Origin of the sequence: Aeromonas sp. MaB10011B (assembly GCF_017939325.1) — a bacterium.
In the GTDB taxonomy this organism is placed as follows: Bacteria; Pseudomonadota; Gammaproteobacteria; order Enterobacterales; family Aeromonadaceae; genus Aeromonas; species Aeromonas caviae.
Genome location: NZ_JAGKRK010000075.1, coordinates 46,465 through 62,784, shown reverse-complemented (window position 1 = coordinate 62,784; position 16,320 = coordinate 46,465). Strand labels below are relative to the sequence as shown.

Annotated in this window: 11 protein-coding genes and 2 pseudogenes; 12 read left to right on the top strand and 1 reads right to left on the bottom strand. The window is 63.2% G+C overall.

What is annotated here, in order from left to right:
• Positions 1-25 precede the first annotated feature (25 nt).
• Positions 26-1,223 (top strand): annotated as a pseudogene (locus tag J9893_RS16390) (PQQ-dependent sugar dehydrogenase); the annotation flags it as partial.
• Between the two features lie 78 nt (positions 1,224-1,301).
• On the opposite strand, the gene J9893_RS16380 reads toward J9893_RS16390, so the two are convergent.
• A complete protein-coding gene (locus J9893_RS16380) occupies positions 1,302-2,096 on the bottom strand; it encodes a DeoR/GlpR family DNA-binding transcription regulator (protein ID WP_010673300.1) in 795 nt (264 codons plus the stop codon).
• 256 nt (positions 2,097-2,352) lie between these two features.
• Between J9893_RS16380 and ltnD the strand changes: the two genes are divergently transcribed.
• The 11 genes and pseudogenes from ltnD (at position 2,353) to J9893_RS16325 (ending at position 15,710) form a co-directional block, all read left to right on the top strand.
• Entirely contained in the window at positions 2,353-3,261 is a 909-nt protein-coding gene (gene ltnD, locus J9893_RS16375; RefSeq protein WP_210601707.1) for an L-threonate dehydrogenase, read from the top strand.
• Positions 3,258-4,508, top strand: a complete 1,251-nt coding sequence (otnK, locus tag J9893_RS16370) for a 3-oxo-tetronate kinase (protein ID WP_210601708.1) — start codon at positions 3,258-3,260, stop codon at positions 4,506-4,508. The genes ltnD and otnK overlap by 4 nt, the downstream gene beginning before the upstream one ends.
• Positions 4,501-5,133 (top strand): aldolase, encoded by a 633-nt coding sequence (locus J9893_RS16365; protein ID WP_041214644.1) that lies wholly within the window; start codon positions 4,501-4,503, stop codon positions 5,131-5,133. The genes otnK and J9893_RS16365 overlap by 8 nt, the downstream gene beginning before the upstream one ends.
• Positions 5,130-5,903, top strand: coding sequence for a 2-oxo-tetronate isomerase (gene otnI / locus J9893_RS16360; protein WP_210601709.1), 774 nt, complete (start codon positions 5,130-5,132; stop codon positions 5,901-5,903). Before J9893_RS16365 ends, otnI begins: the two co-directional genes overlap by 4 nt.
• An 11-nt stretch (positions 5,904-5,914) precedes the next feature.
• Complete coding sequence (gene denD, locus J9893_RS16355; protein ID WP_246875620.1) at positions 5,915-6,889, top strand: D-erythronate dehydrogenase; 975 nt, start codon at positions 5,915-5,917, stop codon at positions 6,887-6,889.
• Positions 6,886-8,391 (top strand): gluconate:H+ symporter, encoded by a 1,506-nt coding sequence (locus tag J9893_RS16350; RefSeq protein WP_010673294.1) that lies wholly within the window; start codon positions 6,886-6,888, stop codon positions 8,389-8,391. The genes denD and J9893_RS16350 overlap by 4 nt, the downstream gene beginning before the upstream one ends.
• A gap of 90 nt (positions 8,392-8,481) precedes the next feature.
• Entirely contained in the window at positions 8,482-9,372 is an 891-nt protein-coding gene (locus J9893_RS16345) for a DMT family transporter (RefSeq protein ID WP_103859117.1), read from the top strand.
• Between the two features lie 59 nt (positions 9,373-9,431).
• Complete coding sequence (locus J9893_RS16340; RefSeq protein WP_128313715.1) at positions 9,432-11,369, top strand: methyl-accepting chemotaxis protein; 1,938 nt, start codon at positions 9,432-9,434, stop codon at positions 11,367-11,369.
• Between the two features lie 681 nt (positions 11,370-12,050).
• Entirely contained in the window at positions 12,051-13,451 is a 1,401-nt protein-coding gene (locus J9893_RS16335) for an OprD family outer membrane porin (RefSeq protein WP_210601710.1), read from the top strand.
• 114 nt (positions 13,452-13,565) lie between these two features.
• Positions 13,566-13,829, top strand: a pseudogene (locus J9893_RS16330) (SDR family NAD(P)-dependent oxidoreductase); the annotation flags it as partial.
• A gap of 60 nt (positions 13,830-13,889) precedes the next feature.
• Positions 13,890-15,710 (top strand): recombinase family protein, encoded by a 1,821-nt coding sequence (locus tag J9893_RS16325; RefSeq protein WP_210601711.1) that lies wholly within the window; start codon positions 13,890-13,892, stop codon positions 15,708-15,710.
• The last annotated feature ends 610 nt before the right edge of the window (positions 15,711-16,320 follow it).

Here is a 16,320-nt window from a genome sequence, read left to right as displayed (position 1 = left end):
GGTCTGGCCGAGCGAGGAGGCCCCCATGTTGCGACTGTTTGCCCTGCTGCTTGTCTGCCTGGTGCTCCCGGTGCGGGCGCTGACCCTGACCCCGGTGGCGGGGGAGCTACGCCACCCCTGGGGGCTCGCCTTGCTGCCGGATGGCGGCTACCTCGTCAGCGAGCGCCCTGGGCGCCTGCTGCGCATCGACGCGGGTGGCAACCGCCATGTGGTCTCCGGCCTGCCGCCCCTCGCCGCCACGGGCCAGGGGGGTCTGCTCGATCTCGCCCTGGACAGCGATGGCTGGCTCTATCTCAGCTACAGCGAGCCGGGGGACGGGGGCGCCGGCACCGCCGTGGCCCGGGCCCGGCTGCAAAAAGACGCCCTCGTCGACTGGCAACTGCTGTTTCGCCAAGAGCCCAAGGTGGCTGGCGGCGCCCATTTCGGCTCTCGCCTGGTGCTGACGGATGACCACCTCTTCATCACCCTGGGGGATCGCTACAGCGAGCGGGAGCGGGCCCAGACGCTGGACAACCACCTCGGCAAGACAGTACGCCTGCACAAGGATGGCCGGGTCCCCGCCGACAACCCCTTCGTCAAGACGCCGGGGGCCCTGCCGGAGATCTGGAGCCTGGGCCATCGCAACATGCAGGGGGCGGCCCTGCGTCCGGGCAGCCAGCAGTTCTGGGCTCACGAGCACGGTCCCCAGGGCGGGGACGAGGTCAACCTCATCCTGCCAGGCCACAACTACGGCTGGCCCAGAGTGACCTTTGGCGAGGAGTACGGGGGCGGCAAGATTGGCGTGGGCCAGAGCGCGCCGGGCATGACGGCACCGCGCTGGATCTGGGTGCCCTCCATCGCCCCCTCGGGCATGGCCTTTTATCAGGGGAACCTGTTCAGGGAGTGGCAGGGGGATCTGTTCGTCGGCGCCCTGCGCGGTCAGACCTTGTTGCGCCTGCACCTCGACGGAGACAAGATAGTGTCGGCAGAGCGGCTGCTGACCGATCTGGGGGAGCGGATCCGTACCGTCAAGGAGGGCCCCGACGGCGCCCTCTACCTGTTGACGGATTCAGGCCAGGGGCGCCTGCTCAAACTGACCCCATAGCATGAAAGGAGCAAGGATGAAGACGAATCGCATGCTGCTGGTGCTCTGCGCCAGCCTCTGGTTGCTGGGCTGCAACACCATCCACGGGATGGGACGGGACATCGAGAAGGCGGGGGAGGTGATCCAGGGCTCCGCCAACCTGGCGGAGGAGCCGGCGGCAGAGGGTCGCTGATCCCGGCCGGGTGACGCTGTGGTTCGCCGCCTGTCGCCCCTTTCCTTACCCCTGTTCGGCGCTGGCCACCAGACTGGCCAGCGGCGCCATGGTCACCCTGACCCCGTGCTGTGCCAATGCCTCGCGGGCGCTCTGGGGCAGTTGCTCGTCGGTGATCACCTGATCGATCGCATCCCAGCTCACCACGTTGAAGGTCCCCACCTTGCCATATTTGGACGAATCGCAGATGAGGATGCGGGTCGCCGCCGACTCCACCACGGCCCGCTTCACCGGCACCTTCTGTTCGCTCGGGGTGGAGATCCCCTGACTGTCCCAGGAGGAGGCTGACAGGAAGGCGATGTCCAGATGGAGGTTGCGCAGGAAGTGGGCGGTGGCCTCCCCGGCACAGGACTGGTTCTCGCGAATGACCTGACCCCCGGTGTGATAGAGGCGGCAGCGGCCGTGCTCGATGAGGTAGGCGCACACCATGAAGTCGTTCGTCACTATCATCAAGTCTTCCCGAAGCGCCAGCTCCCGGGCCAGCTCCAGGGAGGTGGTACCGGCATCCAGATAGACGGTGCTCCCCTCGCTCACCTGGGCGGCGGCAAGCCGGGCGATCGCCAGCTTGGCTCCCTGCATCAGGCTGCGCTTGGCGGCGTGTGAGGGCTCGCTCTTGATCCGCTGGGAGAGGCTGACCCCGCCGGAGACGGAGAGCACCCTCCCCTGCTCCTCCAGCTTCTGGATGTCGCGCCTGATGGTCATGTGGGAGACCTGCAGCCAGTCGGTCAGCTCCACTATGCTGACCACGCCGCGCTCTGCCAGCAGTTGCAGGATACGTTGCTGTCGCTCTACGGGAATCATCTTGCCTCGCGCCTCGGGAAAAGGAAGGTGCCATTCTACCCCAGCGACCTGGGAAAAAATGATAAATAACCTGAAACGGGCTCACAAATCACATTTATTCACACAAAAAACACCAAAATTTGACTCGAAAGAATCTCAATCCTCATAAATAACAAAAATTAACACGCAATAAGTTATTTTTTGTGATGCCTGCCTGATATTTCATCGCCGCAAGCCTCTACTATCTGCTCATCAGTCGTAATCGAGGAATCACGAGATGAGCACTCCCTATCATGTTGCGGTCATCGGCCTGGGCGCCATGGGCATGGGCGCCGCCCGTTCCTGCCTGCGGGCCGGGCTCACCACCTATGGCATCGACCTCAGCGAACAGGCCCGCGGCCAGTTGCAGCAGGCCGGTGCCGCCGCCGTCATGGCCGATGCAAGGCCCCTGGCCGAGACGCTCGATGCCGTGCTGTTGCTGGTGGTCAACGCCACCCAGGTGCGCCGCATCCTGCTCGGCGAAGCGGGGCTGGCTCGCCACCTCAAACCGGGCACCGCCATCATGGTCTCTTCCACCATCGCCGCCGAAGAGGCGAGCGCCCTGGCTGCCGAGCTGGCGCTGATGGGGTTGCCGATGCTGGATGCGCCGGTTTCCGGTGGTGCCATCAAGGCCGATACCGGCGAAATGACGGTGATGGCCGCAGGCGCCGACGCCGCCTTCGACAAGCTGGCCCCGGTGCTGGATGCGGTGGCCGGCAAGGTCTACCGGGTCGGCAGCGAGCCGGGCCAAGGCAGCACGGTGAAGATCATCCACCAGCTGCTGGCCGGGGTGCACATCGCGGTGGCCGCCGAAGCCATGGCCCTGGCCAGTCGGGCCGGCGTGTCCCTGGATCTCATGTATGACGTGGTGACCCATGCCGCCGGCAACTCCTGGATGTTTGAAAACCGCATGCCCCGTGTGCTGGCCGGTGACTACCAGGCCCGCTCCGCAGTGGACATCTTCGTCAAGGATCTCACCCTGGTGGCGGACACCGCCAAGGCGCTGCGCTTCCCGCTGCCGCTCGCGAGCACGGCGCTGAACATGTTCCTCGGTGCCAGCAACGCGGGCCACGGCCAGGAAGATGACAGCGCCGTCATCAAGATCTTCTCAGGCATCACCCTGCCGGGTCAGGAGGAGCAAGCATGAAACTCGGAGTCATCGCAGACGACTTCACCGGCGCCACCGACATCGCCGGTTTCCTGGTGGAGAACGGCCTCTCCACCATCCAGTTTGCCGGCATCCCGGCAGAGGCGGATCTGACCGGGGTCGACGCCGTGGTGATCAGCCTCAAGAGCCGCTCCTGCCCGGCCGATGAGGCAGTGCGCGACTCCCTGGCGGCCCTCGACTGGCTCAAGGCCCGCGGCTGCCCACGCATCTACCAGAAGTACTGCTCCACCTTCGACAGCACGGCGGCGGGTAATATCGGCCCCGTCACCGACGCCCTGCTGGCCGCGCTGGAGAGCAAGTTCACCCTGATCTGCCCGGCCCTGCCGGTAAACGGTCGCACCGTCTATCAGGGCAACCTCTTCGTCGGCGCCCAGCCGCTCGCCGAGTCCGGCATGCGCCATCACCCCATCACCCCCATGACCGACAGCAACCTGCTGCGGCTGATGGAGGGGCAGGCCCAGGGCCGTGCCGGTCTGGTGCCGTTCAATACCATCGCACAGGGTCCCGGCGCCATTGCCGACGCCTTTGAGCAGCTAACGCAAGCGGGTGTGCGCTACGCCGTGGTCGACACCCTGACCGAGCAGCACCTGCTGGACATCGCCACCGCCGCCCTCGACATGCCCCTGGTGACCGGCGGCTCCGGCCTCGCCATCGGCCTGGCCCGTCAGCTTGGCAGCGGCGATCTGCAGGGTGCCCGCGAAGCGGGCTGGCCCAGAGGCACCCGCGCCGCGGTGCTGTCGGGCTCCTGCTCCGAGATGACCAACCGTCAGGTGGCCCGCTATCGCCAGCACGCTCCTGCCCTGGCGCTGGATGTGGTGCGCTGCCTCGAAGAGGCCGACTACCCGGCCGAGCTGGCGCGCTGGGTACTGGACCAGCCCCGGACCCCGGCGCCGCTGGTCTACGCCACCACCAGCCCGGCAGAGCTGGCCCGCATTCAGGAAACCCACGGCCAGCAGGCGGCCAGCGACGCGGTGGAACACTGCTTTGCCCGCCTCGCCCAACTGCTGCAAGGCGCCGGGGTGGACCGCTTCATCATCGCCGGTGGCGAGACCTCGAGCCGGGTCACCCAGGCCCTCGGCGTCAAGGCGTTCCACATAGGCCCGCAGATCGCCCCCGGTGTGCCCTGGGTGCGGGCCATCGACGCCCCCCTGTCGCTGGCCCTCAAGTCCGGCAATTTCGGGAGCGACGACTTCTTCGACAAGGCTCAGGAGTACTTCCATGACTGAACAGGCACTGCGCGACACCATGGTGATGCTGGGGGCCTCCCTCTTCCAGCGCGGATATGCCACCGGGGGCGCCGGCAACCTCTCCGCCCTGCTGCCGGACGGCACCCTGATCGCCACCCCGACCGGCTCCTGCCTGGGACGGCTCAGCGCCGACAGGCTCTCTCACGTCAACCTGCAGGGGGAACACCTGGGAGGTGATCGCCCCTCCAAGGAGGTGGCCTTCCACCTCGCCATCTACCACAACAATCCGGACTGCCGGGCCGTGGTGCACCTGCACTGCACCCACCTGACCGCCCTCTCCTGTCTGGAGGGGCTGGATCCGGCCAACGTCATCCGCCCCTTCACCCCCTACTACGTGATGCGGGTCGGCCAGTTGCCGCTCATCCCCTACTACAAACCGGGGGATGCCCGCATCGCCGAGGAGCTGGGGCGCCGCGCTCCCGAAGGCAACGCCTTCCTGCTTGCCAACCACGGCCCCGTGGTGACGGGCAAGGATCTGGTGGATGCGGTCAACAACATGGAAGAGCTGGAGGAGACGGCGCGCCTGGCACTGATGCTCCATGGCCACTCCATCCGCTACCTGAGCGAACCCGAAATTGATGAATTGAGGAGGATGAAACCATGAGCAAGTTTGCCGCCAATCTCACCATGCTGTTTACCGAGGTGCCGTTCCTGGAGCGCTTCGCCGCCGCCCGCGACGCAGGCTTCGAGGCGGTGGAGTTCCTCTTCCCCTACGAGTGGCCGGCCGCAGAGCTGGGCCGCCGCTTGCGCGAGCAGGGGCTCTCCCAAGCCCTGTTCAACATGCCGCCGGGCAACTGGGCGGCAGGGGAGCGCGGCATGGCCGCCATCCCGGGGCGGGAAGCGGAGTTTCGCGGCCACCTGCCAAGCGTGCGTGACTATGCCCTGGCGCTCGGCTGCACCAAGGTACACGCCATGAGCGGCATCGTGGACCCTGCTCATAGCCTCTCGGCCCACCGCCAGACCCTGATCGACAACATCCGCTTCGCCGCCGACTTCCTGGCCGAAGACGGCATCAAGGTACTGCTCGAGCCACTCAACGATCGGGATGTACCCGGCTACTTCCTGGCCCACCAGCTCGACGCCCTGGCCCTGGTGCAGGAGATAGACAGACCCAACGTGGGGGTGCAGCTCGACCTCTATCACGCCCAGATCATGGACGGGGATCTCACCCGTCTCATCGGCAAGCTGGGCCCGGCCATCGGCCATGTCCAGATAGCCTCGGTGCCGGATCGCCACGAGCCTGACGAGGGGGAGATCGCCTACCCCCACCTGTTCAAGGTGCTGGCGCAGACGGGCTACCACGACTGGATTGGCTGCGAGTACAACCCCAGAGCCGGCACCCGGGAAGGGCTGGCCTGGCTGACACAACAATAACGACCCTGAACATGAACGAGTCTGAGGATAACAAGATGCAGATCATCATCACCGGCGGCGGTGGCTTCCTGGGCCAGAAACTGGCCCGGGCCCTGCTGCAAGGCCCCCACCCCTTCACCGAGCTGCTGCTGGTGGACATCCAGCAGCCGCAATCCCCCCTACCGGACCCCAGGGTTCGCTGTCTGCGGGCCGACCTCACCGAACCCGGTGTCGCCGAGTCCCTCATCAGCGAGCGGACCGCCGTGGTCTACCACCTGGCCGCCATCGTCAGCAGCCACGCGGAGCAGGACTTCGATCTGGGCTGGCAGGTCAACCTGGACACCACCCGCACCCTGCTGGAGGCGTGCCGCCATGCCCGGCCGGGCATCCGCTTCGTCTTCACCAGCTCCCTCGCCGTCTATGGCGGCCCGCTGCCGGAGCTGGTGAATGACGGTACCGCCCTGACCCCCACCTCCTCCTACGGCGCCCAGAAGGCCATGGGGGAACTGCTGGTCAACGACTACAGCCGCAAGGGCTATGTAGATGGCCTGGTGCTGCGCCTACCCACCATCTGCGTGCGGCCGGGCAAGCCGAACCGCGCCGCCTCCTCCTTTGTCAGCAGCATCATCCGCGAGCCGCTGCAAGGGGAGAGCGCCATCTGCCCGGTGAGCCCGGATCTGCGCCTCTGGCTCTCCAGCCCCGCCAACGTGGTCGCGAACTTCCTGCTGGCGGCCAGACTTCCCGCCACCGGTGACGCCCGCAGCATCAACCTGCCCGGCATCAGCGTGACCGTCGGCGAAATGCTGGAGGCCCTCGCACGGGCCGGTGGCCAGGCGGCCCGGGATCGGGTGCAGTTTGCCGCCGATCCGGCCATCGAGCGCATCGTGGCGAGCTGGCCGGGACGCATCGACAACCAGCGGGCCTACGCCCTCGGCTTCGCGGCAGACAGGACGTTTGCCGACATCATCGACAGTTTCATCACCCATGACATGCAGGAGGCATCATGAGCGACATCCCAACCCCCATCATCGGTCTCATCATCGCGGTCTTCGTGCTGGTGTTCCTGGTCATCCGCACCCGGGTGCACGCCCTGATCGCCATGCTGGCGGCGGCCTGCATCGCCGGGATCACCGGCGGCATGAGCATCGACAAGACCCTCACCGTGATCACCCAGGGCTTTGGCTCCACCCTCGGCAGCATCGGCATCGTCATTGGCCTCGGGGTCATGATGGGTCGCCTGCTTGAGGTCTCCGGCGCCGCCGAACAGATCGCCTACAGCTTCATCAAGTGGCTCGGCAAGCGCCGCGAGGAGTGGGCCCTGGCCATCACGGGCTACATCGTCAGCATCCCCATCTTCGTGGACTCCGCCTTCGTCATCCTCTATCCGGTGGCCAAGGCGCTGGCAAAAAGCGGCAAGCGCTCCCTGCTCACCCTGGGGGTGGCGCTCGCGGGCGGCCTGGTGGTAACCCACCATACCGTGCCGCCGACCCCGGGCCCACTGGGGGTTGCCGGCCTGTTTGGCGTGGACATCGGCGCCATGCTGCTGACCGGCATGGCCCTGGCCATCCCCTGCGTGCTCGGCATCGTCTTCTACGCCCAGTGGCTCGACAAGAAGTACCCCGAGTTCGGTGCCCAGGCCGCCCAGACCCCGGACGAGCTGCAAGCCACCTATGAGCAGTACCTCAAGGAGAAGGAGGGCAAGACCCTGCCGAGCCTGACCCTGTCGCTGCTGCCGATCCTGGTGCCCATCGTGCTCATCTTCGTCAAGGCCATCTTCACCACTCTGGCCACCCTGGAGGGCATGGACGGCCTGATGGCGAACCCCCTGGTGCAGGGCATCAACTTCATCGGCACCCCCATCATCGCGCTGGCCATCAGCGTGCTGCTGGCGGTCTACACTCTGGTGCCGCACATGGACAGGCACGCCACCGCCGCCCGCCTGGAAGAGGGGCTGCAGTCGGCCGGCATCATCCTGCTGGTGACCGGTGCCGGTGGAGCGCTGGGGGCCGTGCTGCGCGACAGTGGCGCAGGCCAGCAACTGGCCGAGCAGATCGCCCAATTGCCCATCTCCCCCATCCTGATCCCCTTCATCGTGGCGACCCTGGTGCGCCTCATCCAGGGGTCCGGCACCGTGGCCATGGTGACGGCGGCCTCCATCTCCGCCCCCATCCTGGCGCAGATCCCCGGGGTCAACATGCTGCTGGCCGCCCAGGCCGCCACCATGGGGTCGCTCTTCTTCGGCTACTTCAACGACAGCCTGTTCTGGGTGGTCAACCGCATGATGGGCATCTCCGACGTCAAGCAGCAGATGATCGTCTGGTCCATCCCGACCACCATCGCCTGGGCCATTGGCGGCACCGGCGTCGCCCTGCTGAACCTGCTGTTCGGCTCCGGCGGCACCTGGTTCGACCCCGTGCTGCCGCTGCTGGTGCTGGCCCTCATCGTCTGGTACGTCAAGGGGCAGTCCCTGGCTCCGGCGGCAGGGGCCGTCCCGAGCCGGGAGTCATAACCCGCACCGTCACGGCAACGCTGTGTGACGAGGGCCAGTCTGCTAGACTGGCCCTCTTTTTCGTTCATTCATCTTGCAAAGGAGTGTTGGATGCCTGCGTCTTCCTGGTGGGACAAGTCCACCGGTTTTGCCCTGCTCACCATCTTGTTGTGGGCCTCTCTCGCCGCGCTCACCTCCCGGATCACCAGCGTCTCGCCGCTGGTGCTGGTGGGGCTGGTGCTGCTGTTCTGCGGGGCGGGCACTCTGCCATTCTGGCGCCAGTGGCGCGCCAGCCCCCTCACCTGGCTGGTGACCATCACCGCCCTGCTGCTCTATCACCTGCTGCTGTTCACAAGCTTTCGCCACGCCCCCGTGCTGGAGGCAAACCTCATCAACTACCTGTGGCCGCTGTGCATCATCCTGTTCACCCCCTTGCTGCTGCCGGGTCATCCCCTGAGCCTGCACCATCTGCTGGCCGGGGCCCTGGGTCTCGCGGGATCGGTGCTGGTGATGGTCGATGGTCACCTGCAGTTGCAACAGGCCCATCTGCCCGGCTACCTGCTGGCCCTCGGCGCCGCCATCGTCTGGGGCGCCTATTCCGTGCTCTCCCGCCGCCTGCCTCCCGCTCCCGCCGTGGTCACGGCCGCCGCCTGCCTGCCCGCAGGGCTCCTGGCCCTGCTGCTGGCATGGATGCTGGAAGGCCCCTTGCCATTCGCCCGGATCCCCCTGGGGGACTGGCTGCTCATCGCCGGGCTCGCCCTCGGCCCCATGGGGGCGGCCTTCGTCACCTGGTATCTGGCGCTGCGGGACGGGGATCCGCGCCGCATCGGCGCGCTCGCCTACCTCACTCCCTTGCTTAGCACCCTGCTGCTGGTCTGGCTCAACGGCGAGGCGCTCACCCCGCGCCATCTGCTGGCGGGGGGGCTCATCATGGGCGGCGCCCTGCTCGGCCTGCTGGTGAAGAGCCCAAGTCAACGGGAGCTGGCACAGCCGCTGTCATAAAAACGCCATCAGACCTGATTAAGCTCGCGCCCATTGCGTGATTCAAGCAGGAATCTGATGTGAAAATTGCCCATTTTGCCTCCCTCTCTTCCCTCGTCTTGCTGCTGGTGGCCGGTGTCCAGGCCACCGCGCTCTATCATGGCTGGCAACAATTCAACCACTCGGCCCAGGCCCAGCGTCTGCAGGAGCGCCTGCAACAGCAACTGAGCGGTCCGTTGCAGGGGGCGCTTCGCGACTATCTCGGCAGCGGGGATCCCCTGCTGCTGGCCCAGGCACAGGGAGTGCGCCAGCAGGCGCTGGCGCTGTTGTCCCGCCTGGAGGATCCCCAGACCCAGCCGCTAAACGCCCGGCTTGAGCAGATGAAAACCCGCATTGACGGCGACTATCTGGCGGCGGGCAAGCTCTCCGGCAACAGCCAGTGGTTGCTGCAAAATGCCGAGAACGAGTTGACCACCCAGGCCAAAGCCTTGCTCCGTTACGGCCAGCAGGGAGCAGCCGCCGGGCGGGATCCGGTCCTGGCCGAGCAGTATCGCCAGGGGGCGGCCGACATCCTGACCGCCCTCCCCTCCCTCGCCCACCAGCGCCAGAACTACATGGAGCAGGCGAGTGCCAAGCGTCTCGAAGGGCTGCAATTCGAGCTGGCTGCCCTGCAAAAGCAGGCCGACGCCCTGGCCGCCCTGCCGAGCCTGGCACTTTTCGAGGAGGCACCGGCCGACGAATTCACCCTGGGAGAGCCAATACGCAAGGAGCTCGGGGATCAACCCAAAGCCGAGTTGACCTCCCTGCTCAAGCGCTATCCCCAGGAGCTGGAAAACAGCCGCAAGGCGCTGCAACAGCAGCAGGCCGCTCGTCAGATGGTGCAGCAGGACATCACCCAGCTGCTGCAAGCGGGGGAGCAATTGGGCGAACAACTCGCCGCCGCCCGTCAGACCATGAACCGGGAGCTGGCCACCGTGCTCGGCGTGCTGGCGCTCTGCCTGGTCGTGGTGGCCCTGCTGTTCGCCCTGGTGCAGCGTCGCTGGCTGGTCAGGCCCCTGCTGCAACTGCGGGCAGCCTTCCTGCAGCTCGACGCCACGGGTCAGGCCCAGCTGCTGACCCCGGGGCGCGAGCGCAACGAGCTGGCGGACATCGTCGCGAGCTACAACCGCCTGATACAGCGCCTGCAACAGGATCAGCAGCAGAAAGAGGGCCAGCTATCGGCGGTGTCGCAAAGTCTGCAAGGGATGGTCAACCAGGTGCAGGAGATCCATCACAGCACCCGCACCACGGAGCAGGCGGTGGACGAGAGCGACACCATGATGCAGGAGCTCAACCAGCTCGCCAGCGAGGTGCACCAGGTCGCCGCCGAAATCGCCCAGCACGCCCAGCACAATGAACACTCCATGAGCCAGAGCGAGCGGCTGGTCGGGGGCATGCTGACGGCTACCGCCCAGACCGGGCTCGCCATCGACGAGAGCAGCGGCGCCCTGGCCCAGCTGACCCGCTCGGTGGAGGACGTGACCGCCATCGTCGACGTCATCGGCCATATCTCCCAGCAGACCAACCTGCTGGCCCTCAACGCCGCCATCGAGGCGGCCAGGGCCGGGGAGCAGGGACGCGGCTTCGCGGTGGTAGCCGACGAGGTGCGCCACCTCTCCGCCGACACCCAGCGCTCCCTCGGCCAGATCACCGAGATCCTTGCCAGCCTCACCCAGGCGGGGGATCAGCTCGCCACCGTGCTGGCCCGCATCACCGCAGAGGCCGCCGAGCAGCGCCAGCAGGCGGAGCAACTGCGCCAGACCACCCTGACGGTGCGGGAGATGGCGCGCAGCACCGCCGTCATCGCCCTGCAGGGCGCCGACAATGCCAAGAGCCAGGAGCACAGGCTGGCGAGCTTCGCCGCCCTCATTGGTCGCATCAGCCAGCACGCACGCCAGGGCAGCCGCCTCTCGGTGCAGGTCTCGGAGCACATACACCACCAGGCCCAGCAGATCCCCCGGATCCTGAGCCAGGCCTGATAACCCCCGGGTCTGGTTCGCACCAGACCCGGGGCGCGTTCCCTGTCTACCTGCCCGCAGTACGGCCTTGCCGCAACCCTTCTCCTGATACTCCCGTCATGTCCTCACGGCCAATGACGGATTGCCTCATCCATTCAGTCACAGGCTCCCTCACCTCTTTCACATCCCTGGTCCCCCTGTCTGTCGGGCGACGGCTCACGCTCATGACAGTGGGCATCCCGCCGGGCCCATCTTTTTTTGTGATACAAAATTATATGTTGCCACCGGGTTAACAAAGAAAGTTCTGCCTTGACGGCAAGATCTGCGCAGGAGAACGGTGAAATCACCATGAAAGCGCTGTCATTGCCGACATGAGTGGCCTGGGAGTGCCCACACCAAGAATCATGATTATTTGCACTCGGTCATATTTTTGAAACTTGCCGGGAACTTTACATTGATATTTCGCACCGCGAACGTACTCTTGGTGATGTCAGATCGCCAAGGATCGACAGCCAAAAAATAACGACTGTAACGATGCAGATAGCCCCGACCGATGCGCCAAGGCATCAGGCACAAGGGCACGACAGAGAACCATTTTTTTTGCCCTTCGGGGTGTTGATTGCAATGCCAATACCGAGCGGCGGGTGCCTACCCGGCTGCCGGATAAAAAAGCTAAGTCCATAAAATCAGGAGCAATAACAAATGGAAAAAGTGATCTTCAAGCGCGCCGCGTTGAGTGCTGCCGTGGTCGCGACACTGGTCGCACCTGGCATGGCGTTCGCCGCTCAAGACATGATGAGCCCGGAATACGGCAAGTCCTACAGCGCCTTCATCGACGAAGGCAAGCTCACCGGTGGCCTGTTCTACTTCCAGCGTGAGCGTGATCGCGTCCAGGCCGGTCCGGGTCAGGATGGCAAATACCACTCCAACCTGAGCCATGCCACCACCCAGGCAGCCCTGAACTTCAACTCCGGCTATGCATGGGGTGTGGTCGGCGTCGACGTGGGCGGCTTCGGTGCCTACGACCTGGCCGTTGACGAAAGCAATGGCGTCAACGAAGAGAACGAGTTCTCCTTCTGGGGCGACAAGTGGGGTTCAGGTGGTGACGGCGTTCCCGAGAACGGCTTCAGCCTCTCCAACGCCGCCCTGAAATTCAAGTTCGGTGACGCCGTCACCGCCAAGGGTGGTTACACCCAGCTCTACGTACCCGGCATCCTCGGCGTCAACTGGTCCTATCAACCCGGTACCTACCGTGGTGGCCAGATCGAAGGCACCTTCGGCGGCCTCTACCTGACCTACGCCATCGCCGACGAGTACAAGGCTCCCTGGTTCAAGAACACCACCGGCTTCTCCAAGAGCAGCCCCTATGCCAGCGATCCCTTCACCGATGCGAACAAGATCGACTACATCCACGGTCTGGCCGCTCGCTACACCTTCGAGAACGGCACTGCCGTCACAGCCGGCTTCGGTCAGTCCGAAGGCTACATGGACAGCTACCACTTCAAGCTGGCCCACAAGTTCGACGTACTGGGTGGCCTGAACACCAGCTACCAGTTCTACGGTTCCGACACCGAGAACAGCGACTATGACGGCCTGGCCTGGCAACAAGCCCTGACCGCCAGCTGGGCAGCCGGCCCCTATGGCTTCCGTCTGGAAGGCCTGTGGACCAAGGCTGAAGGGGATCTGGGCAACTACCTGCCCCGTCTGACCCGCGGCTACGGCAACTCCCAGGGCGCGAACGAAATCTGGTGGGATTCCCGCTCCGACTGGAACCACAACGACGAGAAGGCCCTGTTCTTCGGCGTGACTCGTTCCCTGGATGATCTGGTGGGTGCACCGGGCTGGGGCGTGGGTGTCTCCGGTGCCTACGGCTGGGATGCCAACAACGGCGACAAGTCCTTGGAAGGCGGCAAAGAGTGGGCAGCCAACTTCGACGTCATGTACACAGTGCAGGACGGCAAGCTGAAGGGCACCCTGTTCAAGCTGCACTACACCGACTACAACAACGAACAGGACGACAAGGGCAGCTGGTACTACCCGAACATGTTCAGCTCCGAGCATGACGTCAAGTTCCACATCATCATGCCGTTCACCATCATGTAATCAGGCATCTGACGTGACCGAAAACCGGGCCTCTGGCCCGGTTTTGTTTTTGGTGGCACCACGCTACCATGCCAACTTCGGGCCACCTGCCGGCCGTCAATCAGGACCATGCTCATGCCCCATCCCTTCGTGCTCGTCACCGGCTGCTCCAGCGGCATCGGCCTCGCCGCCGCAAGAACGCTCGGCGCCCGGGGCTTCACCGTCATCGCTTCCGCCCGCAAGGGCGAGGATGTGGCCCTGCTGCAGCAGCAGGGTCTGTTGGCGGTGCAACTGGATCTGGCGGACAGCGCCAGCATAGAGCGAGGGGCGGCAGAGGCGCTGGCGCTGGCAGAAGGGCGCCTCTACGGCCTCTTCAACAACGGCGCCTACGGCCAGCCGTATCATCAATGTCAGATGTTTGTATATTATTGAATATATTGACAAAGATAGGTGATGTCGATGAATGGACCTAAAATTTATCCCTATAGCCGAATCAGCTCTTCCAAACAAGCAAAGGGCCAAGGGCTCACGATTCAGCAAGAGGACTCTCTGTTGCAAGAGCTCTCTGATCGCTACCAGTTACCCGTCTATGAACACCGCATGGTTGATAGCGGCAAGTCGGCCTTCCACGGTGATCACATCAAGGATGGGCAGCTTGGCTGGTTTCTAAACGCAGTTCGCTCTGGCGAGGTGGCAGAAGGCTCAATACTCGTCGTCAGCAGTCTTGACCGGTTTAGTCGACAAGAGATCAGGAAGGCAACCAGCGATTTAGCTGGTGTATTGAGCTGCAACATCGGTATTTATTCCGCGATTGAGCAACGCATGTTCTGCGACCCCTATGGCGATAAATCAAGCAATGTGCTCGATATTCAACTTGCCGTCATGATACTTGAACGGGCTCATGGGGAGAGTCGAACCAAGCAGGCCAGAACACTGAAGCTCCGGGATCTTGCGATTGGGCGCCACCTCAATGGAGAGCGACATCCGTCGGGATATGCCTATTCAATCAAGGTGGTCGGTAATGATGTGTGGTGGGTTGATAACTCGGACGGCGTTGTGCGTCCGCATCCAGTATATATACATGTGGCGAGACAAATAGCTTTACGTTTGATGGCAGGCCATAGCCCTCGCAAAGTGACCGACTGGCTCAATCGCGAAGGACCGGATTGTCCGATTGAGCGATTCGACAAGCGAGCCCCTAAAGTGTGGAGCCATCATGTCATCCGGCGCTTCCACCTTTCCCGTGCATTAGTCGGCGAGAAACAGATTAACGATATTATTCTTGAGGGCTATTATCCGCCCGTTCTGACCGAGGACGAATATGCAGCCCTCGTTGATGCTCGCACTCGCCGCAAGCGTCCAAGGACGACCGGAAAGGCTACGGCCATCAGTTTGTTCGCTGAGCTGCCACAGGCTACTTGCCGTCATTGTGGTGCTAGCATTCACATGAACCGGGAAACGGGCGGTGCTCTCAATTACCGCTGTAGTGGTTTTCGCGAAGAATATCGTTGTCTCGGATGGAGCAAGAGAGCCGCAGTAGTCGAGAAAGCGCTGCTTGATATCTGCTTGGACAAGGTCTGGAAAGACCCTGAAACGCTTCCATTAAGCCGAGTTCCAGCGCTTCAGGCTCAGATAGACAAGATTAATGGCCATATTCACAACTTGATGGAGCAGGCACGAGAAAAGGGCTTCCCCAAAATATTGACTCTGGAGATCGGTCGCCTCGAGTCCCAGTTGAATGATCTATCAACACAGATGGAATTGGCTAAGGCAGAGGAGGTTGCGTTACAAGCACGGACTTGCGCATCACTTGTACCGCGCTGGGGAGCCATATCGGATCGTGTGCTCGATACAACGAACGATGATGCCAGGATCGAATTACGAGAGCTGCTTCGTGACTCCATCGCGTCATTGACCATCGGCCGCCCTGGCTTGATATCGCTTCAGGATCGCCTGGCATTACTTTCAGACCCAAGTAAGAGTATCGATGAGAAGAACCGCCTATTAGCCGAGGAAGTTCCACGAGGCCCAGAACGCTTTATCTTCGTCATGGACGTTACTTTCAACGATGGGGCTCATCGTTGCGTGACAATGGATAGGCATGGCGTAACTGCGATTGTTGGTACGGATCGCTCGTCATTGGGGACGGATGTCGCGGCGAAGTTAGGCAGTGTCCCCACAAGAATCTTTAATGCGTATGCGCCGGATGAGATCGACGAAGAGCTTATGGCCGAGTTGGAAACATTGCGGAGATCCGACAGAAACGCGATTCCTGAATAAGATGAGCAGCAGATCCATGTGGTCTGCTGCTAAAAATTTGTAAAAAAGGTGAACAGGTTCTCCGTCGTTTCTAGCGTTGTCTCAGCAACACCATTTCAACGGCTTCTCATCTAATTAGCGCTCATGAGCGTCAACAGGCTGAATTCCCGAACGGGCAATTTACACGAAAAAAGCGCACAAAATGTGCGCCATTTCGATGAATGGTTGGTAGCCGCAGCTTTTCCTTAGCCCAAGGGTTCGGAAACCGACTCGTAAGTCGAACTACCGTCAGGTAACCAGCTACCTGACTGCCCAGTAAGCAGAAGGCCAATTACTGGCTGATGCCCCCTACAGATGCTCTTGCAGCCAGTTCAGTTTATCAAAGTAGATGAAAGCATCAAGGACATCGATTCGACGTCATTGCGTGACCATTTCCTTCATGCTGTTCCTTTCTGCACCGAGTCGGTGTGGTGTGATTCTCTGGATCGATATTACCGGCTGTTATCTGCATGCAGCCTTGGCCTCATATTGTGACTCGCGTCACACATAATCCAACTGCCTACAAACTGCCTCACTGCTGGGCATATTCGCGACCGAGCTCCTATCGATAGACTTATTACAGGGAAAACCG